The 14,522-nt window shown below is 63.5% G+C and carries 14 protein-coding genes; 6 read left to right on the top strand and 8 right to left on the bottom strand.

Annotated features, from left to right (window positions below; genetic code table 11):
- Positions 1–17: 17 nt before the first annotated feature.
- Both BRA1417_RS0114635 and BRA1417_RS0114630 read right to left on the bottom strand, forming a co-directional pair.
- On the bottom strand, positions 18–224 hold the full coding sequence (locus tag BRA1417_RS0114635) for a hypothetical protein (RefSeq protein WP_007595122.1): 207 nt from the start codon (positions 222–224) through the stop codon (positions 18–20).
- A 30-nt stretch (positions 225–254) separates the two neighbouring features.
- Entirely contained in the window at positions 255–1,886 is a 1,632-nt protein-coding gene (locus tag BRA1417_RS0114630; RefSeq protein ID WP_027516378.1) for an isocitrate lyase, read from the bottom strand.
- A 224-nt stretch (positions 1,887–2,110) separates the two neighbouring features.
- On the opposite strand from BRA1417_RS0114630, the gene BRA1417_RS0114625 reads away from it, so the two are divergent.
- Positions 2,111–3,556: a short-chain fatty acyl-CoA regulator family protein gene (locus BRA1417_RS0114625; RefSeq protein WP_027516377.1), complete on the top strand. Its 1,446-nt coding sequence runs from the start codon at positions 2,111–2,113 to the stop codon at positions 3,554–3,556.
- A 139-nt stretch (positions 3,557–3,695) separates the two neighbouring features.
- Here BRA1417_RS0114625 and BRA1417_RS0114620 read toward each other — a convergent pair whose 3' ends face one another.
- Complete coding sequence (locus BRA1417_RS0114620) at positions 3,696–4,874, bottom strand: IS481 family transposase (protein ID WP_035968316.1); 1,179 nt, start codon at positions 4,872–4,874, stop codon at positions 3,696–3,698.
- Positions 4,875–5,007: 133 nt separating this feature from the next.
- The gene (locus BRA1417_RS0114615) at positions 5,008–5,301 is read right to left on the bottom strand and encodes an antibiotic biosynthesis monooxygenase (RefSeq protein ID WP_007607017.1); all 294 of its coding nucleotides are present in this window, start codon (positions 5,299–5,301) and stop codon (positions 5,008–5,010) included.
- Between the two features lie 228 nt (positions 5,302–5,529).
- Between BRA1417_RS0114615 and BRA1417_RS0114610 the strand changes: the two genes are divergently transcribed.
- Together BRA1417_RS0114610 and BRA1417_RS0114605 are read left to right on the top strand one after the other, a co-directional pair.
- Positions 5,530–6,336, top strand: coding sequence for a hypothetical protein (locus BRA1417_RS0114610; RefSeq protein WP_027516376.1), 807 nt, complete (start codon positions 5,530–5,532; stop codon positions 6,334–6,336).
- 164 nt (positions 6,337–6,500) lie between these two features.
- The gene (locus tag BRA1417_RS0114605; RefSeq protein ID WP_027516375.1) at positions 6,501–6,854 is read left to right on the top strand and encodes a hypothetical protein; all 354 of its coding nucleotides are present in this window, start codon (positions 6,501–6,503) and stop codon (positions 6,852–6,854) included.
- A gap of 162 nt (positions 6,855–7,016) precedes the next feature.
- On the opposite strand, the gene BRA1417_RS0114600 is transcribed toward BRA1417_RS0114605, so the two are convergent.
- Together BRA1417_RS0114600 and htpX are read right to left on the bottom strand one after the other, a co-directional pair.
- Complete coding sequence (locus tag BRA1417_RS0114600; RefSeq protein ID WP_027516374.1) at positions 7,017–7,658, bottom strand: tetratricopeptide repeat protein; 642 nt, start codon at positions 7,656–7,658, stop codon at positions 7,017–7,019.
- A 134-nt stretch (positions 7,659–7,792) separates the two neighbouring features.
- Positions 7,793–8,725, bottom strand: coding sequence for a zinc metalloprotease HtpX (gene htpX, locus BRA1417_RS0114595; protein WP_027516373.1), 933 nt, complete (start codon positions 8,723–8,725; stop codon positions 7,793–7,795).
- Positions 8,726–8,911: 186 nt separating this feature from the next.
- Between htpX and BRA1417_RS0114590 the strand changes: the two genes are divergently transcribed.
- The 3 genes from BRA1417_RS0114590 (at position 8,912) to BRA1417_RS0114580 (ending at position 12,109) form a co-directional block, all read left to right on the top strand.
- Positions 8,912–10,213, top strand: coding sequence for a lytic murein transglycosylase (locus tag BRA1417_RS0114590; protein WP_027516372.1), 1,302 nt, complete (start codon positions 8,912–8,914; stop codon positions 10,211–10,213).
- A gap of 107 nt (positions 10,214–10,320) precedes the next feature.
- Entirely contained in the window at positions 10,321–10,824 is a 504-nt protein-coding gene (locus BRA1417_RS0114585) for a DUF1993 family protein (protein WP_027516371.1), read from the top strand.
- Positions 10,825–11,008: 184 nt separating this feature from the next.
- On the top strand, positions 11,009–12,109 hold the full coding sequence (locus BRA1417_RS0114580) for an alkene reductase (protein ID WP_027516370.1): 1,101 nt from the start codon (positions 11,009–11,011) through the stop codon (positions 12,107–12,109).
- Between the two features lie 212 nt (positions 12,110–12,321).
- Here BRA1417_RS0114580 and BRA1417_RS0114575 read toward each other — a convergent pair whose 3' ends face one another.
- The gene (locus BRA1417_RS0114575) at positions 12,322–14,064 is read right to left on the bottom strand and encodes an ABC transporter substrate-binding protein (RefSeq protein WP_035969390.1); all 1,743 of its coding nucleotides are present in this window, start codon (positions 14,062–14,064) and stop codon (positions 12,322–12,324) included.
- Between the two features lie 127 nt (positions 14,065–14,191).
- Complete coding sequence (locus BRA1417_RS0114570; RefSeq protein WP_027516368.1) at positions 14,192–14,521, bottom strand: DUF2160 domain-containing protein; 330 nt, start codon at positions 14,519–14,521, stop codon at positions 14,192–14,194.
- Between the last annotated feature and the right edge of the window lies 1 nt (position 14,522).

Raw genomic sequence — 14,522 nt, 5'->3', positions numbered from 1 at the left:
CATGTTAGTTCAGATTGTCAGGCCGAGACCCGCGACGGCTCTTCCACGATCGAGAAGCGGACGCCGGCCTTGTGGCGGTTCTCTTCCGAGACCGAGCGCCAGGCGTCCTCGGCCTCCTTGCGGGTCTTGAACGGACCCTGCACCTGGGCCGAGCCTTCCACCAGCTTGTGGAAGTTCATCGAACCGAACTCGCCGCCGATCACCCAGAAATTGCTGTTGGTCATTGTCAGTCTCCTGTCGATTAGCGTGATGCGTTAGCCGAACTGATTCATGGTGTTGTGGGCGCCGCCCGCCTTCAGGGCAGCCTCGCCGGCGAAGTATTCCTTGTGGTCGTCGCCGATGTCGGAGCCGGCCATGTTCTGATGCTTGGCGCAGGCGATACCCTGGCGGATTTCGGCGCGCTGGACGTTCTTGACATAGCCGAGCATGCCCTGGTCGCCGAAATATTCCTTCGCCAGATTGTCGGTCGAGAGCGCCGCCGTGTGATAGGTCGGCAACGTGATCAGGTGGTGGAAGATGCCGGCACGCTTGGCCGAATCCGCCTGGAAGGTACGGATGCGCTCGTCGGCTTCCTTCGCCAGCGGCGTATCGTCGTATTCCACCTTCATCAGCTCGGCACGATTGTACTTGCTGACGTCCTGGCCCGCTTCCTTCATCGCGTCGTAGACCTGCCAACGGAAGTTGAGGGTCCAGTTGAACGAGGGCGAGTTGTTGTAGGCCAGCTTCGCGTTCGGAACCACCTTGCGGATGCGGTCGACCATCTTGGCGATCTGCTCGATATGCGGCTTCTCGGTTTCGATCCAGAGCAGGTCGGCGCCGTTCTGCAGCGAGGTGATGCAGTCCAGCACGCAGCGGTCTTCGCCGGTGCCCGGGCGGAACTGATAGAGGTTTGAGGGCAGCCGCTTCGGACGCATCATCTTGCCATTGCGGTTGATGATGACGTCGCCGTTGCGGGCGTTCTCCGCCGTCACTTCCTCGCAATCCAGGAAGCTGTTGTAGAGGTCGCCGAGGTCGCCGGGCTTGTGGCTGACCGCGATCTGCTGGGTCAGGCCGGCACCGAGCGAGTCGGTGCGGGTCACCACGATCCCGTCCTCGACGCCGAGTTCGAGGAAGGCGTGGCGGCAGGCCCGGATCTTGGCCAGGAACACCTCGTGCGGCACGGTGACCTTGCCGTCCTGGTGGCCGCACTGCTTCTCGTCCGAGACCTGGTTCTCGATCTGGAGCGCGCAGGCACCCGCCTCGATCATTTTCTTGGCGAGCAGATAGGTCGCCTCCGCATTGCCGAAGCCGGCGTCGATGTCGGCGATGACGGGCACGACATGGGTCTGGAAGTTGTCGATCTTCTCGATCAACTCCTTCTCTCTGACCTTGTCGCCTTCCTTGCGGACCTTATCGAGGTTGCGGAAGATATCGTTAAGCTCGCGCGAGTCGGCCTGACGCAGGAAGGTGTAGAGCTCTTCGATCAGCGCCGGCACCGAGGTCTTCTCGTGCATCGACTGGTCCGGCAGCGGGCCGAACTCGGAGCGCAGCGCCGCGATCATCCAGCCGGACAGGTACAAATAGGTGCGATCGGTCTTGCCGAAGTGCTTCTTGACCGAGATCAGCTTCTGCTGGGCGATGAAGCCGTGCCAGCAGCCCAGCGACTGCGTGTACTTGGTGGGGTCGCCGTCATAGGCGGCCATGTCGGCCCGCATCAACGCCGCGGTGTAGCGGGCGATATCTAGGCCGGTCTTGAAGCGATTCTGCAGGCGCATGCGGGCGACGGCCTCGGCCGACACCCCGTTCCAGGTCGGCTGGGTCTCCAGGAGCGACCGGGCCGCCTCGACCTCACTCTGATACGAGGCGGGGGCCTGGAGGGTGCTGATGCCGCGGGGCTGGTAATTCATGTGCCTGATCCTTTCACTACCGATGGCACCGCCATCGACATTCTTGACAATGCATTGCGAGATGCGTGTCAGAAGCTAAACGCGAGAAAGCTCAGCTCGTATAGTAGGCTTGTATTTGAATGGTGATGTCATGTAACATCGGTACTTGTAATAGATGTAACTTTGTAAATATTGTAAATCAATAGGTCAGCAAGACTGCCCTTGATGTCTCTGGAGACCTGAGAATGCCAGCCGGTTCCAGCAAGAAGCTCTTCGTCGGCCCGCGCTTCCGGCGCATCCGGCAGCAATTGGGGCTATCGCAGACCCAGATCGCCGAGGGGCTCGGGATCTCGCCGAGCTATGTCAATCTGATCGAGCGCAACCAGCGTCCGGTGACCGCGCAGATCCTGCTGCGGCTGGCCGAAACCTACGACCTCGACCTGCGCGACCTCGCGACCGCCGACGAGGACCGCTTTTTCGCCGAACTCAACGAGATCTTCTCCGACCCGCTGTTCCGCCAGATCGACGTTCCCAAGCAGGAATTGCGCGATCTTGCCGAGCTTTGCCCCGGCGTCACCCATGCGCTGCAACGGCTCTATGCCGCCTATACCGAGGCCCGCCAGGGCGAGACGCTGGCCGCGGCACAAATGGCCGACCGCGACGTCGGCACCCGCTACGAGGCCAATCCGGTCGAGCGCGTCCGCGAGCTGATCGAGGCCAACCGCAACTACTTTCCGGAACTCGAGCAGGCCGCGGAGACTCTGCGCGACGGACTGAACGCGCCGGCCGAAGAGCTTTATGCGGCGCTGGCGGCACGGCTGCGCGAAAAGCATTCGATCCAGACCCGCATCATGCCGGTGGATGTGATGCGCGAGACGCTGAGGCGCTTCGACCGCCATCGCCGACAGCTCCTGATCTCCGAGCTGGTCGATCCGCCCGGCCGCGCGTTCCAGCTCGCCTTCCAGCTCGGCCTGGTTGAATGCGCGCAGCATCTGGAGACCATCATCGGCCGCGCCGGCCCGCTCGACGACACACCGCGCCGCCTGTTCCGCATCACCCTCGGCAACTACTTTGCGGCCGCCGTGATGATGCCCTACCCGGCTTTCCTGGCGGCGGCGGAAGCGCTGAATTACGACATCCATCTGCTGGCGCAGCGCTTCAATTCCGGCTTCGAGCAGGTCTGCCATCGACTCACCACCCTGCAGCGGCCGAACGCGCGCGGCATCCCGTTCTTCCTGCTTCGTGTCGACAATGCCGGCAACGTCTCGAAGCGATTTTCGTCGGGCACGTTCCCGTTCTCGAAATTCGGCGGCACGTGTCCGTTGTGGAACGTGCACTCGACCTTCGACACGCCCGATCGCCTGCTGAAACAGGTGATCGAGCTGTCGGACGGCACGCGCTATTTCTCGATCGCACAGATGGTGCGCCGCCCCGTCGCGCCGCACCCGCTGCCGCAGCCGCGCTTCGCCATCGGCCTCGGATGCGAGATCCGTCACGCCGCGCGCCTCGTCTACGCTGCCGGCATCGATCTGGAGAAAACGGAGGGCACGCCGATCGGCGTCAACTGCCGTCTCTGCGAGCGCGAAAACTGCGCCCAGCGCGCCGAGCCGCCGATCACGCGCACGCTGATCCTGGACGAGACGACGCGGCGCGTTTCGAGTTTTGCGTTCTCGAATGCGCGGGAGTTGTGAGGCACACCGCTGTCATGCCCCGCCACCGGGTCTCGCCTTCGACGAGCCCGATGACAGGCTCCGGCGGGGCATCCAGTACGCCGCGGCCTATCGGTTCAATCCCTGCCGTCTCGGAGTACTGGATCGCCCGGTCAAGTGTTTAGACCGGAGACATAGCTGACGCTTGTTCGGACACATCACTGACAGGTTGGCCACTGGTCAAGTCGATTGATGCGACCTGCCAACTGGCGAAGAAGATTCCGTAATGGCCGTCGCGGTCGAGCGGTCGGATGGCGAGCCGCTCGCCGCAGAAGGCTTGTGGGACTTTCCACATTTGCCCCTGGAAGGAGATGTAACTCCGAGTCGAGGAGACGGTGCGAACGATCTCTCCGGCATCGTATTGGACCTGCGGAACTCGTTCCGGCATGGCGCGAGAACTTGGCCGGTAGCGATCGGCGGGGACCCCCATGCCGAGACTTTCATGAGGCCGTTCCAGATTGTAGAGCATGCGCCAGCTATCGAGGGCGTGTTGGACTTCCGCCAGAGTGCGGAACGCGCGCAGAGCAAACACTTCCGCGTTCAGGCTGCGATGGAAGCGTTCATTCTTGCCCCGGCCCTGGGGATGGCGCGGCCTGGCATGCACCACCCTAATGCCAAGCTTGAGTAGCCAAACCTTCAGCGCGGTCCAGCGGACGCCAGACGTATCACCCCAAGGGGAGCCATTGTCGATGTAGAAGGCCTCCGGCAGGCCATAACGGCGGAAGGTATCGATCAGATGCTTCTGCACGGCGGGACGCTGCTCGTTGGCGCATGCCTCCAGACACACGGCATAGCGCGAGTGATCGTCGACCATGGTCAGCGGATGACAACGCGTTCCGTTGGCAAGGGGCATGTGGCCCTTGAAGTCCATCTGCCACAGCTGATTGGGCGCCTCCTTCTCAAAGCGATGGCCTGGAGGGCTCGGCGGGGCCTTCTCACTTGGCTTGATCCGCTCGTTCCGGCACAGGATCTGATGGACCGTCGAAGGCACAGGCACAGCCTGGCATTCGCGCTTTAGGCAATGGGCAATCTTGCGCGCCCCCCAGGCTGGATGCTGGTCACGCACAGCCAAAACCTGCGCCTCCACAGCAGGCTCGCTGCGTTTGGGCATCCGCTTCGGACGACGGGGCTGATCCGCCAGTTCATGGTCGCCAGCCTGCCAGCGCCTCAGCCATTTGTAGCCCACATCAGGACTGATCCCGAACCGCCGGCACAGCTCTCGCCGGTTCGTTCCCTCCTGCAAGGCAAGTCGCACGAACTCTCGTCGTTGATCCATCACCGACACCTCGTTCCAGGGCATGGACGGCCTCCCGAATCGACCAGACCAGCCCACTTTGATGTGTCAGCTATGTCTCCGAACACCTGTCAGTGATCTGTCCGGTCCAAACATCAAGCCGGGCGATGACAGTTGAATGTGCGGCTGCACCCAATCCCTACGCTAGCGTATGCACGATCACCGGACCTGCGGCGGCGCGCGCGTCGCCTGCAAGCAGCGCGCCCAGATCCTTCTCGATCCAGGCGATCGCACGCCTGTTCGCCTCCTCCGCCTGCTCGAACTTGTCGAAGATCGAAATCGCCGTGACGGTGTCGTCGCCGGCATAGACGACGTAATAGGCTCGGAAGCCGTCGACGTCGCTGATGATCGGTACGGCGCCTTCCTTGATACGGCGCGCCAGCTCTTCGGCGCTCCCGCTTTTTGCCTTGGCCTGACGGATGGCGGCATACATGGCATCCTCCCTTCCGGCTATCTGGTGTGGGGCTTGGTGCCCGGATCGCATGCTACGCCGAAGCGCGCGGGCAATCCACGCTTGGTTAACCCGGCGCTAATTCACTTCCGCGATCTGCAACCATCGATTAAGCACGCCTCAACATCGCTGCCTTAGTCTCGCCCCACTCACTTTTCGCAAACAACGGCGGCTTATCCTGCCGCGTGAAGTGACATCAGGGGGTTCATCATGCGCATTGCGTTGCTGCTGACCGCGACCATTGTCGGCGCGCTCTTTGCCAATCCGTCCCATGCCGGACCGCTCGATGCGTCCGCCGGCGCAGCGCAGGCATTACCGCCGGGCTTCCAGAGCTACCGCGGCTACATGTTCGACCTGTCGGAGAATTCCGACCGCAAGGATGTCGACAAGCTCACCGACAATGTGAAGAGCCAGATCGACGTGGTCGAGGCTGCCGGCCTCTCGCCGCGCGTGCTGCGCTTCTTCCGCACCGTCCCGATCATCGCCAGCGAGCTGGCCTGCCTCGACGAGGGCGCCGCGACCGCGTGCTACGGCCGGGTCACGCCTGACATCCAGCGCACCGCTCCCCGCACGCTGACGGTCTGGGATCCCAACAAGCAGCGCTGGAGCAATCCGAACGCCGTCGACCTCGCGGTCGATTCCGGCCTTGGCGTGATCATGCTGCGGCCGGACATGATGCGATACGAAAAGGAAGCCGTGCTGCTGCACGAGCTGCTGCACGCCTACCACGCGCGGCTGTTGCCGGACGGCTACGCCAACAAGGGCGTGATCGGCTATTACGCCTACGCCAAGTCCAAGGATCTCCTGCCCAAGGAATCCTATGCGCTGAAGAATCACATGGAATTCTTTGCGGTGACTGCCAGCATCTTCCTGGCCGGGAAGAGCGAATTCCACGACCCGAAGTCGCGCGAGGCGCTCAAGGAGAAGCTGCCGGACTATTACAAATATCTGGTCGGCGTGTTCGGCTTCGACCCCGATCCGGCAGCGGCAAGCGGCCCGGTCGCCTCGCTGAAGTAAGACAGAAAGCGCCAAACCAAGCCCGAGAGCCGCGCGCGCAGCGCGGCTCTTTTGTTTTGGTCACCGGAAGCTGCGGATGACGCGTGGCCGGGAATTGCCAAGGTGGGGCCTGATCTGCATAGTCCCGCCCGCATCGATACTGTTTTCGAAGAGGATAGAACAACATGGCGGACGCCGACCTGGATGTCGTGATCCGGCAACTGGCCAGACAGCTGCATACGGGCCTGATGACCCGCGCCAAGGAGCGCCGGGATCGATTTAACGGCCTCGCGGCCAAGGCCAAGGGCAAGGAGACCGGCGACCGCTTCAAGATGATGGCCAAGGCCACCATGGAGCAGGCCATTGCCGCCGCCAAGCGCCTGCAGATGTCCGCCGACAACGTCGCCGACAGCTACGCGCGGTCGATGCGGATCGCCGCCAGCACACCGGTCGCGGTGAAGGTGGAGAAGAAGGCGCCCAAGGAAAAGCCGGTGAAGAAGGCAGCCAAGCCGAAGAAGAAAACCAAGAAAGCGAAGTAGGTGCGGCTGGCGCGTTTCACCTCGCCCCGCTTGCGGGGAGAGGTCGGATCGCTCTTGCGATCCGGGTGAGGGGGTGCAGGTGTCGCGCCAGTCGACCGTGTGGATAGGGCCCCTCACCCCAACCCTCTCCCCGTAAGAACGGGGAGAGGGAGAGAACCTCCCTCACCTTCCTGGCGCGGCGAGCCGGGTCGGCTCGGCGCTCGCGAGTTCGGCGAGCTTTGCGCGCGCTGCATCGTGGGTACGGGCATCCTTGCCGGCGGGCAGCGCCAGCGCGGCCTCGAAATCGGCGCGCGCTTCATTCGCTTGGCCACGGGCCAGGAAGGCGAGGCCGCGGTCGAGCCGAGGCTGCGCATCGGAGGGGTCGAGGCGGACCGCGGTGTTGTAGCTCAGAATCGCGCGATCGAGATCGCCGGCGGCCGCGAGCGCGAGACCGCGCTGGTGATAGGGCGCGGCGTGCCTGGGATCATGCGCGATCGCCTCGTCGTAATCCTCGATGGCAAGTTCGAGCTCGCCGTTCTGCCGGCGCGCCAGCGCCCGATCGCGATAGAGCGTGGCGCGGTTGGGATTGAGGTGGATGGCCTCGTCGAAATCCGCGATCGCCCGCCGCCAGTCGCCGTGGCGTAGCGCGATCCGTCCGCGCCCCTCATAGGCGAAAGCGATCAGCGAGCCGCGCAGCGGCGAGAAGCCGATCACGGCCGAACAGATGTCGGGCTCGTCCTCGTCTCCGCAATTGACGACGGTGTGCGTGGACAGGCCAATCAGCACGCCTACGACAATCAACAATGGTACTGCAGCTTTGGTCATCTTCGACGGTGGCAGGCAGAGGGCCGGCCACGCATCCCCTTTCGCAGGAACTGTCACGGCAGGGTGTTAACACCGGCCGGGACCGTCCTGTGTGCGACAGGTCACAAAGCGCGCAAATTAGAGCCGCTGCTGCGTCAGCCCCAGGGCCCGCGCGAGGACGAGCGACCCCACGGGCTCCGCGGCGGATAGTTCTCATTGGCGCCGACCGACGGCGACGCCTGCGCGCCGAGCTCGGCTGCGAGCTGCTGAAGCGCCGCGATGCGATTCTGCGTCGAGGGATGGGTGGCGAACAGATTGTCGACGCCCTGGCCCGACAGCGGATTGATGATGAACATGTGCGCGGTGGCGGGATTTCGTTCCGCCTCGACATTCGGGACCTGGTGCGCCGCGCCTTCGATCTTCACCAGCGCCGATGCCAGCCACATCGGCTGACCGGCGATGCGAGCGCCGAGATTGTCCGCGGCGTATTCGCGCGTACGACTGATCGCCATCTGCACCAGCATGGCGCCGATCGGGGCGAGGATCATCATCAGGATCGAACCGACGATGCCCGGACCATTGTTGTCGCGGTCGCCTCCGAAGAACATGCCGAACTGCGCCAGCATCGAGATCGCACCCGCAATGGTCGCGGTCACAGTCATCAGCAGCGTGTCGTGGTTTTTGATATGGGCAAGCTCGTGCGCGATCACGCCGGCGAGCTCCTCGCGGCTGAGCTGGCGCATCAACCCGGTGGTGACCGCGACCGCGGCATTCTCCGGATTGCGCCCGGTGGCAAACGCGTTGGGCTGCGGCTCGTCCATCAGGAACACGCGCGGCATCGGCAAGCGGGCGCGGCCCGCAAGCTCGGCGACGAGCCCGACCAGATCCGGCGCGCTGCTGCGGTCGACCTCATGGGCGCCATACATGGACAGCACCATCCGGTCGGAGTTCCAGTAGGTGAAGAGATTGGTCGCCGCGGCAATGACGAGCGCAATCACGGCGCCGCCGGCACCGCCGATCAGATAGCCAACACCCATGAACAGGGCGGTGAGGCCTGCGAGCAGCATTGCGGTACGAAGATAGTTCATGGCGGTCTCCCGAGGCCGGCCGTGGCCGCTGGAGGCGTTGCGGGCCGGCGAGCATGAGGTAGGGATGACCCCGGCCCGCCCGCAAGGTTTCCGGGTGCGTCGCGGAGCCGCGGCACTGGTTTGAAGTCAATCGTTCCATTAAGCTTGGCCGAGAATCCAAGCGTCTCCTCCCCTTGCGGAAACCCTATGCTCCAGACCCGATTTGCGATCGCGGCCGCCGCCCTGCTCACGCTCGCCCTTCCCGCCTCTGCCCAGCTTGCGGCGCCGTCCGCAAAACCCGCCCCCCCCAGGGCCACCGCGCCCTCGCCGCGCGCGGCGTCGTGCCATAACGGCGCGAACTTCGATCGCTTCCTGGCCGATGTGAAACAGCAGGCCGTTGCCGCCGGCGTTTCGCAGCGGACGATCGCGGCGTCTTCGCCTTACCTCGTCTACGACCAGGGCATCGTCAATCGCGACCGTGGCCAGCGCGTGTTCGGCCAGCTCTTCACCGAATTTGCCGGCCGCATGGCCGCGCCCTATCGCATGCAGAATGGCCAGCAGCATATCAAGCAACATGCGGCCGCGTTCGCGCGGGCGGAAAAGGAATACGGCGTACCGCCGGCGGTGATCGCCGCGTTCTGGGGACTGGAGAGCGACTTCGGCGTCAACATGGGTAATCTGCCGACACTGAAATCGCTGGTGTCGCTGGCCTATGATTGCCGCCGCTCGGAGATGTTCGTGAACGAGACCATCGCCGCGCTGAAGATCATCGACCGCGGCGATTTGCATCCCGACGAGATGGTCGGCTCCTGGGCCGGCGAGCTCGGACAGACCCAGTTCCTGCCCGTGCATTACGTCAACTATGCCGTCGACTACGACGGCGACGGACGGCGCGATCTCCTCCGCAGCGAGGACGACGTGATCGGCTCGACCGCGAACTACATCGCCAACGGATTGAAGTGGCGGCGCGGCGAGCCGTGGCTCGAGGAGATCAAGGTGCCGCAAAACCTGCCGTGGGATCAGACCGACCTCACGGTGCAGCTGCCGCGCTCGAAATGGGCGCAGCTGGGGGTGACCTATCCCGACGGGAGGCCGCTGCCGAACGACAATCTTGCCGCGTCGGTGCTGCTGCCGATGGGTCGGAACGGGCCGGCCTTCATGGCGTACCCGAATTTCGCGGCCTACACCGAGTGGAATAACTCGCTGATCTATTCGACCACCGCAGGTTATCTCGCCACCCGCATCGCGGGCGCGGCTCCGATGCGAAAGCCGTCCACACCGGTCGCGCAACTGCCTTTCAACGAACTCAAGCAATTGCAGCAGCTTCTGGTCCAGGCTGGCTTCAACGTCGGCAAGGTCGACGGCGTGCTAGGCCAGCAAAGCCGCGCCGCCGTGAAGGCGATGCAGATCAAATACGGTCTGCCGGCGGATTCCTGGCCGACGGCCGAGCTTTTGACCCGGATGCGCGGTGGCACGGCGCAGGCGCAGCCGGCGGGAATGGTGCGATAGAATTTTCGCACTGCACAAGCCGCTCGTGCGATTGTATTTTTCCATGAGGTTCCCATGTGAGTGGCTCAGGTTTCTCCTGAGATTTCCCACCACAGAGCGAGCATCACATGTCCTTCCACGACGCCGTCGTTCCCGCCTATTTGCAAATGCTGAACAGCCTGACCGGCCTGCTCACGAAAGCCGAGGCGCATTGCGCGGCCAAGAAGGTCGATCCCGCCGTCCTGCTCGGCTCCCGCTTGTTTCCGGACATGCTGCCGCTGTCGAAGCAGATCCAGCTGGTCACCGATTTCGCAGCCAAAGGTTGCGCCCGGCTGACCCATAGCGACGTGCCGTCCACACCGGACACCGAGACCAGCTTTGCGGAGTTGAAGCAGCGCCTGGCGAAGACCATCGACTATGTGAAATCGTTCAAGCCGGACCAGTTCGAGGGCGCCGACACCAAGGACGTCACCTTCCCGGCCGGTCCCGACAAGTCCATCACCATGAAGGGCCAGCAATTCCTGAGCGCGTTCTCGCTGCCGAACTTCTATTTCCACGCCGCGACCGCCCACGGCCTTCTGCGCCACGCCGGCGTCGAGGTCGGCAAGCGCGATTTTCTCGGCGCGAACTGATAAGCGATCATTCAGGCAGCCGCGGCGGGAGATCGAATCTGCTGCAGCGGCTGAAATTGCATATGATTTATGCTGTGCGCCTCCGCTGCGCAGCTCGCCTGCAGTTTCTGTATGGCTCCCTCCCTTGCGCTGATTGCCGCGATGCACAAATGTTTCGGACCACTCATCGCCTGGAAGCATTCTCATGAGCCGCTCGACCAAATTGTTTGAGACCTACAAGCTCGGCCCGATCACGCTTGCGAACCGTTTCGTGATGGCGCCGCTGACGCGCAACCGGGCCGTTCCCGGCACCTTCGTACCGGGCGCACTCGCCGCCGACTATTACGCCCAGCGTGCCTCGGCGGGGCTTCTGATCACCGAAGCGAGCCAGGTCTCGCAGCAGGGCCAAGGCTACCAGGACACCCCCGGCATCTACTCCAAGGAGCAGGTTGCCGGCTGGCGCAAGGTCACCGATCAGGTGCACCAGCGCGGCGGCAAGATCTTCATCCAGCTCTGGCACGTCGGCCGTATCTCGCATGTCGATCTTCAGGCCAATGGCGCAGCCCCGGTGGCGCCGAGCGCAATCCGGGCCAAGGGCAAGACTTTCGTCAACGGCGGTTTCGCCGATGTTTCCGAGCCCCGTGCGCTCGAGCTCTCCGAAATTCCAGGGATCATCGACGACTTCAAGCGCGCCACGAAGAACGCACTCGAAGCCGGCTTCGACGGCGTCGAGATCCACGGCGCCAACGGCTATCTGCTCGAGCAGTTTGCCAAGGACGGCACCAACAAGCGGACCGACGCCTATGGCGGCTCGATCGAGAACCGCGCGCGGCTGATGCTGGAAGTCTCCAAGGCTGTCGTCGCCGAGGCCGGCGCCGAGCGCACCGGCATTCGCATCTCGCCGGTGACGCCGGCCAACGACATCTCGGATTCGAACCCGCAAGCCCTCTACGACCATATCGTCGACGGTCTCGCCGCGCTCAAGCTAGTCTATCTCCACGTCGTCGAAGGCGCCACCGGCGGTCCGCGCGACATCGCGCCGTTCGACTATGCGGGTCTGCGCAAGCGCTTCCCCGGCGCCTACATCGCCAACAACGGCTATGATTTCGATCTCGCCACCAAGGTGCTGGACGCGGACGCGGCCGATCTCATCGCGTTCGGCAAGCCTTTCATCTCCAACCCCGATCTGGTCGAGCGGCTGAAGACGGGCGCGGCGCTGAACGATTGGGATAAGAACACGTTCTACGGCGGCGGCGCGAAGGGATACACGGATTACCCGGCGCTGGCGGCTGAGCCGGCGGAGTAAGGCGGGCACAGCTGTCATGCCCCGCGAAGGCGGGGCATCCAGTACGCCGCGGCTTCTCGATTTAATCACGACCGCCTCTGGAATACTGGATCGTCCGCCTTCGCGGACGATGACAGCGGAGGATAATCGAGAGAGTACTACGTCACGCAAAACAAGAAAAAGGCCGGGATCGCTCCCGGCCTTTCGTTTTTTTATCTCGCTCGACGTGGCGCTTACTTCGCTTCCGCGCGCTTCGGGGGCTGGGCCGGCCACGACTTGATCAGGGTGTCGTAGTCAACCGTCTCGCCCTTCGGCTTCTCGTTGGCGAGCTTGCGCTGGGGAGCAATCGTGCCGTCCTTCTGGGCCTTGGCGAACCAGAACTCGGCCGACTCCTTCTTGTGCAGCTTCGGACCGCAGGCACCCTGCACGCCCGACTTCTCCAAACGCTCCATGACGGAGTCCTGGGCCGCGGCAAGCGAGTCCATCGCGGCCTGCGGCGTCTTGGCACCGGACGACGCATCGCCGATGTTCTGCCACCACAGCTGCGCCAGCTTCGGATAGTCGGGCACGTTGTTGCCGGTCGGGGTCCACTGCACGCGCGCGGGCGAGCGGTAGAACTCGATCAGGCCGCCGAGCTTCGGCGCACGCTCCGTGAACGACTTGTCCCAGATGTCGGATTCGCGGATGAAGGTGAGACCGACATGGCTCTTCTTCAGCGACACCGTCTTGGAGACGATGAACTGGAGATAGAGCCAGGCCGCCTTGCGGCGATCCGCCGGAGTCGACTTCAGCAGCGTCGCCGAACCCGCGTCCTGGTAGCCGAGCTTCATGCCTTCCTTCCAGTACGAACCGTGCGGCGACGGAGCCATACGCCACTTCGGCGTACCGTCCGCGTTCATCACGGCGATGCCCGGCTTCACCATGTCTGCGGTGAAGGCGGTGTACCAGAACATCTGCTGGGCAATGTTGCCCTGCGCCGGCACCGGACCCGACTCGGAGAAGGTCATGCCCTGAGCCTGCGGCGGAGCATACTTCTTCATCCACTCGAGGTACTTCGTGATCGAGTAGACCGCCGCCGGACCGTTGGTGTCGCCACCACGCTCGACCGAGGAGCCGACCGGACGGCAGCCTTCCATGCGGATGCCCCATTCGTCGACCGGCAGACCGTTCGGGATGCCCTTGTCACCGTTACCGGCCATCGACAGCCAGGCATCGGTGAAACGCCAGCCGAGCGACGGGTCCTTCTTGCCATAGTCCATATGGCCATAGACCTTGACGCCGTTGATCTCCTTGACGTCGTTGGTGAAGAACTCGGCGATGTCTTCATAGGCCGACCAGTTCACGGGAACGCCGAGCTCGTAGCCATACTTGGCCTTGAACTTGGCCTTGTAGTCGGCGTTGGTGAACCAGTCGTAGCGGAACCAGTACAGGTTGGCGAACTGCTGGTCGGGCAGCTGATAGAGCTTGCCGTCGGGCGCGGTGCCGAACGACTTGCCGATGAAGTCGTTGACGTCGAGCATGGGATCGGTGACGTCCTTGCCCTCGCCGGTCATGTAGTCCGACAGCGCGATGGTCTGGCCGTAGCGGAAGTGAGTGCCGATCAGGTCGGAATCGTTGATCCAGCCGTCGTACACGTTCTTGCCGGACTGCATCTGGGTCTGCAGCTTCTCGACGACGTCACCTTCCTGGATGAGGTCGTGCTTGAGCTTGATGCCGGTGAGCTCGGAGAACGCCTTGGCCAGCGTCTGCGCCTCGTATTCGTGGGTCGTGATGGTTTCGGAGACCACGTTGATCTCCATGCCTTTGAAGGGCTCGGCGGCCTTGGCGAACCACTCCAGCTCCTTCTTCTGGTCTTCCTTCGACAGCGTCGAGGGCTGGAATTCCGCGATCCACTTCTGGATCGCAGCGTCGTCGGCGGCGCGCACCGGCGCCGAGACGGCCAGCGACACCGCGACGATGGCGGCGACGCTGGACATCGTCAGAAAGCTATTCTTGGTCAATGAACGTTCCCTTCTCCTAAACTGCCGCATGTTATTCCTCCGTTGCAGCGACAAACTTTTTACAGGCCCGGGTTGGTCCCGGATCTGGCCGTTCCTTCGCGGGCTAGACCGTGCGGAAAATGAGCACGGCCGTGGCCAGCGAAATTCCTGATGCGATCCAAAGCCGCGAAATTTCAAGTCCGTCCTCGCCGATCGGCAGCGTGGCGAGGGCGTCGGTGCCGGCGAAGGCGATCCACAGCAAATGGATGACCGCCGCGGTGATCAGGGAGATGAACAGGCGATCGCCGCGCGTGGTCGGGATGCGCAGCACGCCGACCCGCTCGGCTTCGGGATAGGCCACCGCGAGCCAGGTCATCACGGCAAGCGTGCAGGAGAGCGCGACAAAGAAGATCGCGGTCGGCGGCGTCCAGGCCATCCATGCAATCCATTCCATT

This window comes from Bradyrhizobium sp. WSM1417 (genome assembly GCF_000515415.1).
GTDB lineage: Bacteria > Pseudomonadota > Alphaproteobacteria > Rhizobiales > Xanthobacteraceae > Bradyrhizobium.
This window is presented reverse-complemented; position numbering and strand designations above follow the sequence as displayed.

What these genes read in the sequence shown, in the direction of transcription:
- BRA1417_RS0114625 (WP_027516377.1), top strand. Translation starts at nt 2,111, where the DNA reads ATGCCAGCCGGTTCCAGCAAGAAGCTCTTCGTCGGCCCGCGCTTCCGG.
- htpX (WP_027516373.1), bottom strand. Translation starts at nt 8,725, where the DNA reads ATGAACTATCTTCGTACCGCAATGCTGCTCGCAGGCCTCACCGCCCTG.
- BRA1417_RS0114570 (WP_027516368.1), bottom strand. Translation starts at nt 14,521, where the DNA reads ATGGAATGGATTGCATGGATGGCCTGGACGCCGCCGACCGCGATCTTC.
- BRA1417_RS0114590 (WP_027516372.1), top strand. Translation starts at nt 8,912, where the DNA reads ATGCTCCAGACCCGATTTGCGATCGCGGCCGCCGCCCTGCTCACGCTC.
- BRA1417_RS0114575 (WP_035969390.1), bottom strand. Translation starts at nt 14,064, where the DNA reads ATGTCCAGCGTCGCCGCCATCGTCGCGGTGTCGCTGGCCGTCTCGGCG.
- BRA1417_RS0114630 (WP_027516378.1), bottom strand. Translation starts at nt 1,886, where the DNA reads ATGAATTACCAGCCCCGCGGCATCAGCACCCTCCAGGCCCCCGCCTCG.
- BRA1417_RS0114585 (WP_027516371.1), top strand. Translation starts at nt 10,321, where the DNA reads ATGTCCTTCCACGACGCCGTCGTTCCCGCCTATTTGCAAATGCTGAAC.
- BRA1417_RS0114615 (WP_007607017.1), bottom strand. Translation starts at nt 5,301, where the DNA reads ATGTATGCCGCCATCCGTCAGGCCAAGGCAAAAAGCGGGAGCGCCGAA.
- BRA1417_RS0114600 (WP_027516374.1), bottom strand. Translation starts at nt 7,658, where the DNA reads ATGACCAAAGCTGCAGTACCATTGTTGATTGTCGTAGGCGTGCTGATT.
- BRA1417_RS0114635 (WP_007595122.1), bottom strand. Translation starts at nt 224, where the DNA reads ATGACCAACAGCAATTTCTGGGTGATCGGCGGCGAGTTCGGTTCGATG.
- BRA1417_RS0114580 (WP_027516370.1), top strand. Translation starts at nt 11,009, where the DNA reads ATGAGCCGCTCGACCAAATTGTTTGAGACCTACAAGCTCGGCCCGATC.
- BRA1417_RS0114605 (WP_027516375.1), top strand. Translation starts at nt 6,501, where the DNA reads ATGGCGGACGCCGACCTGGATGTCGTGATCCGGCAACTGGCCAGACAG.
- BRA1417_RS0114610 (WP_027516376.1), top strand. Translation starts at nt 5,530, where the DNA reads ATGCGCATTGCGTTGCTGCTGACCGCGACCATTGTCGGCGCGCTCTTT.
- BRA1417_RS0114620 (WP_035968316.1), bottom strand. Translation starts at nt 4,874, where the DNA reads ATGCCCTGGAACGAGGTGTCGGTGATGGATCAACGACGAGAGTTCGTG.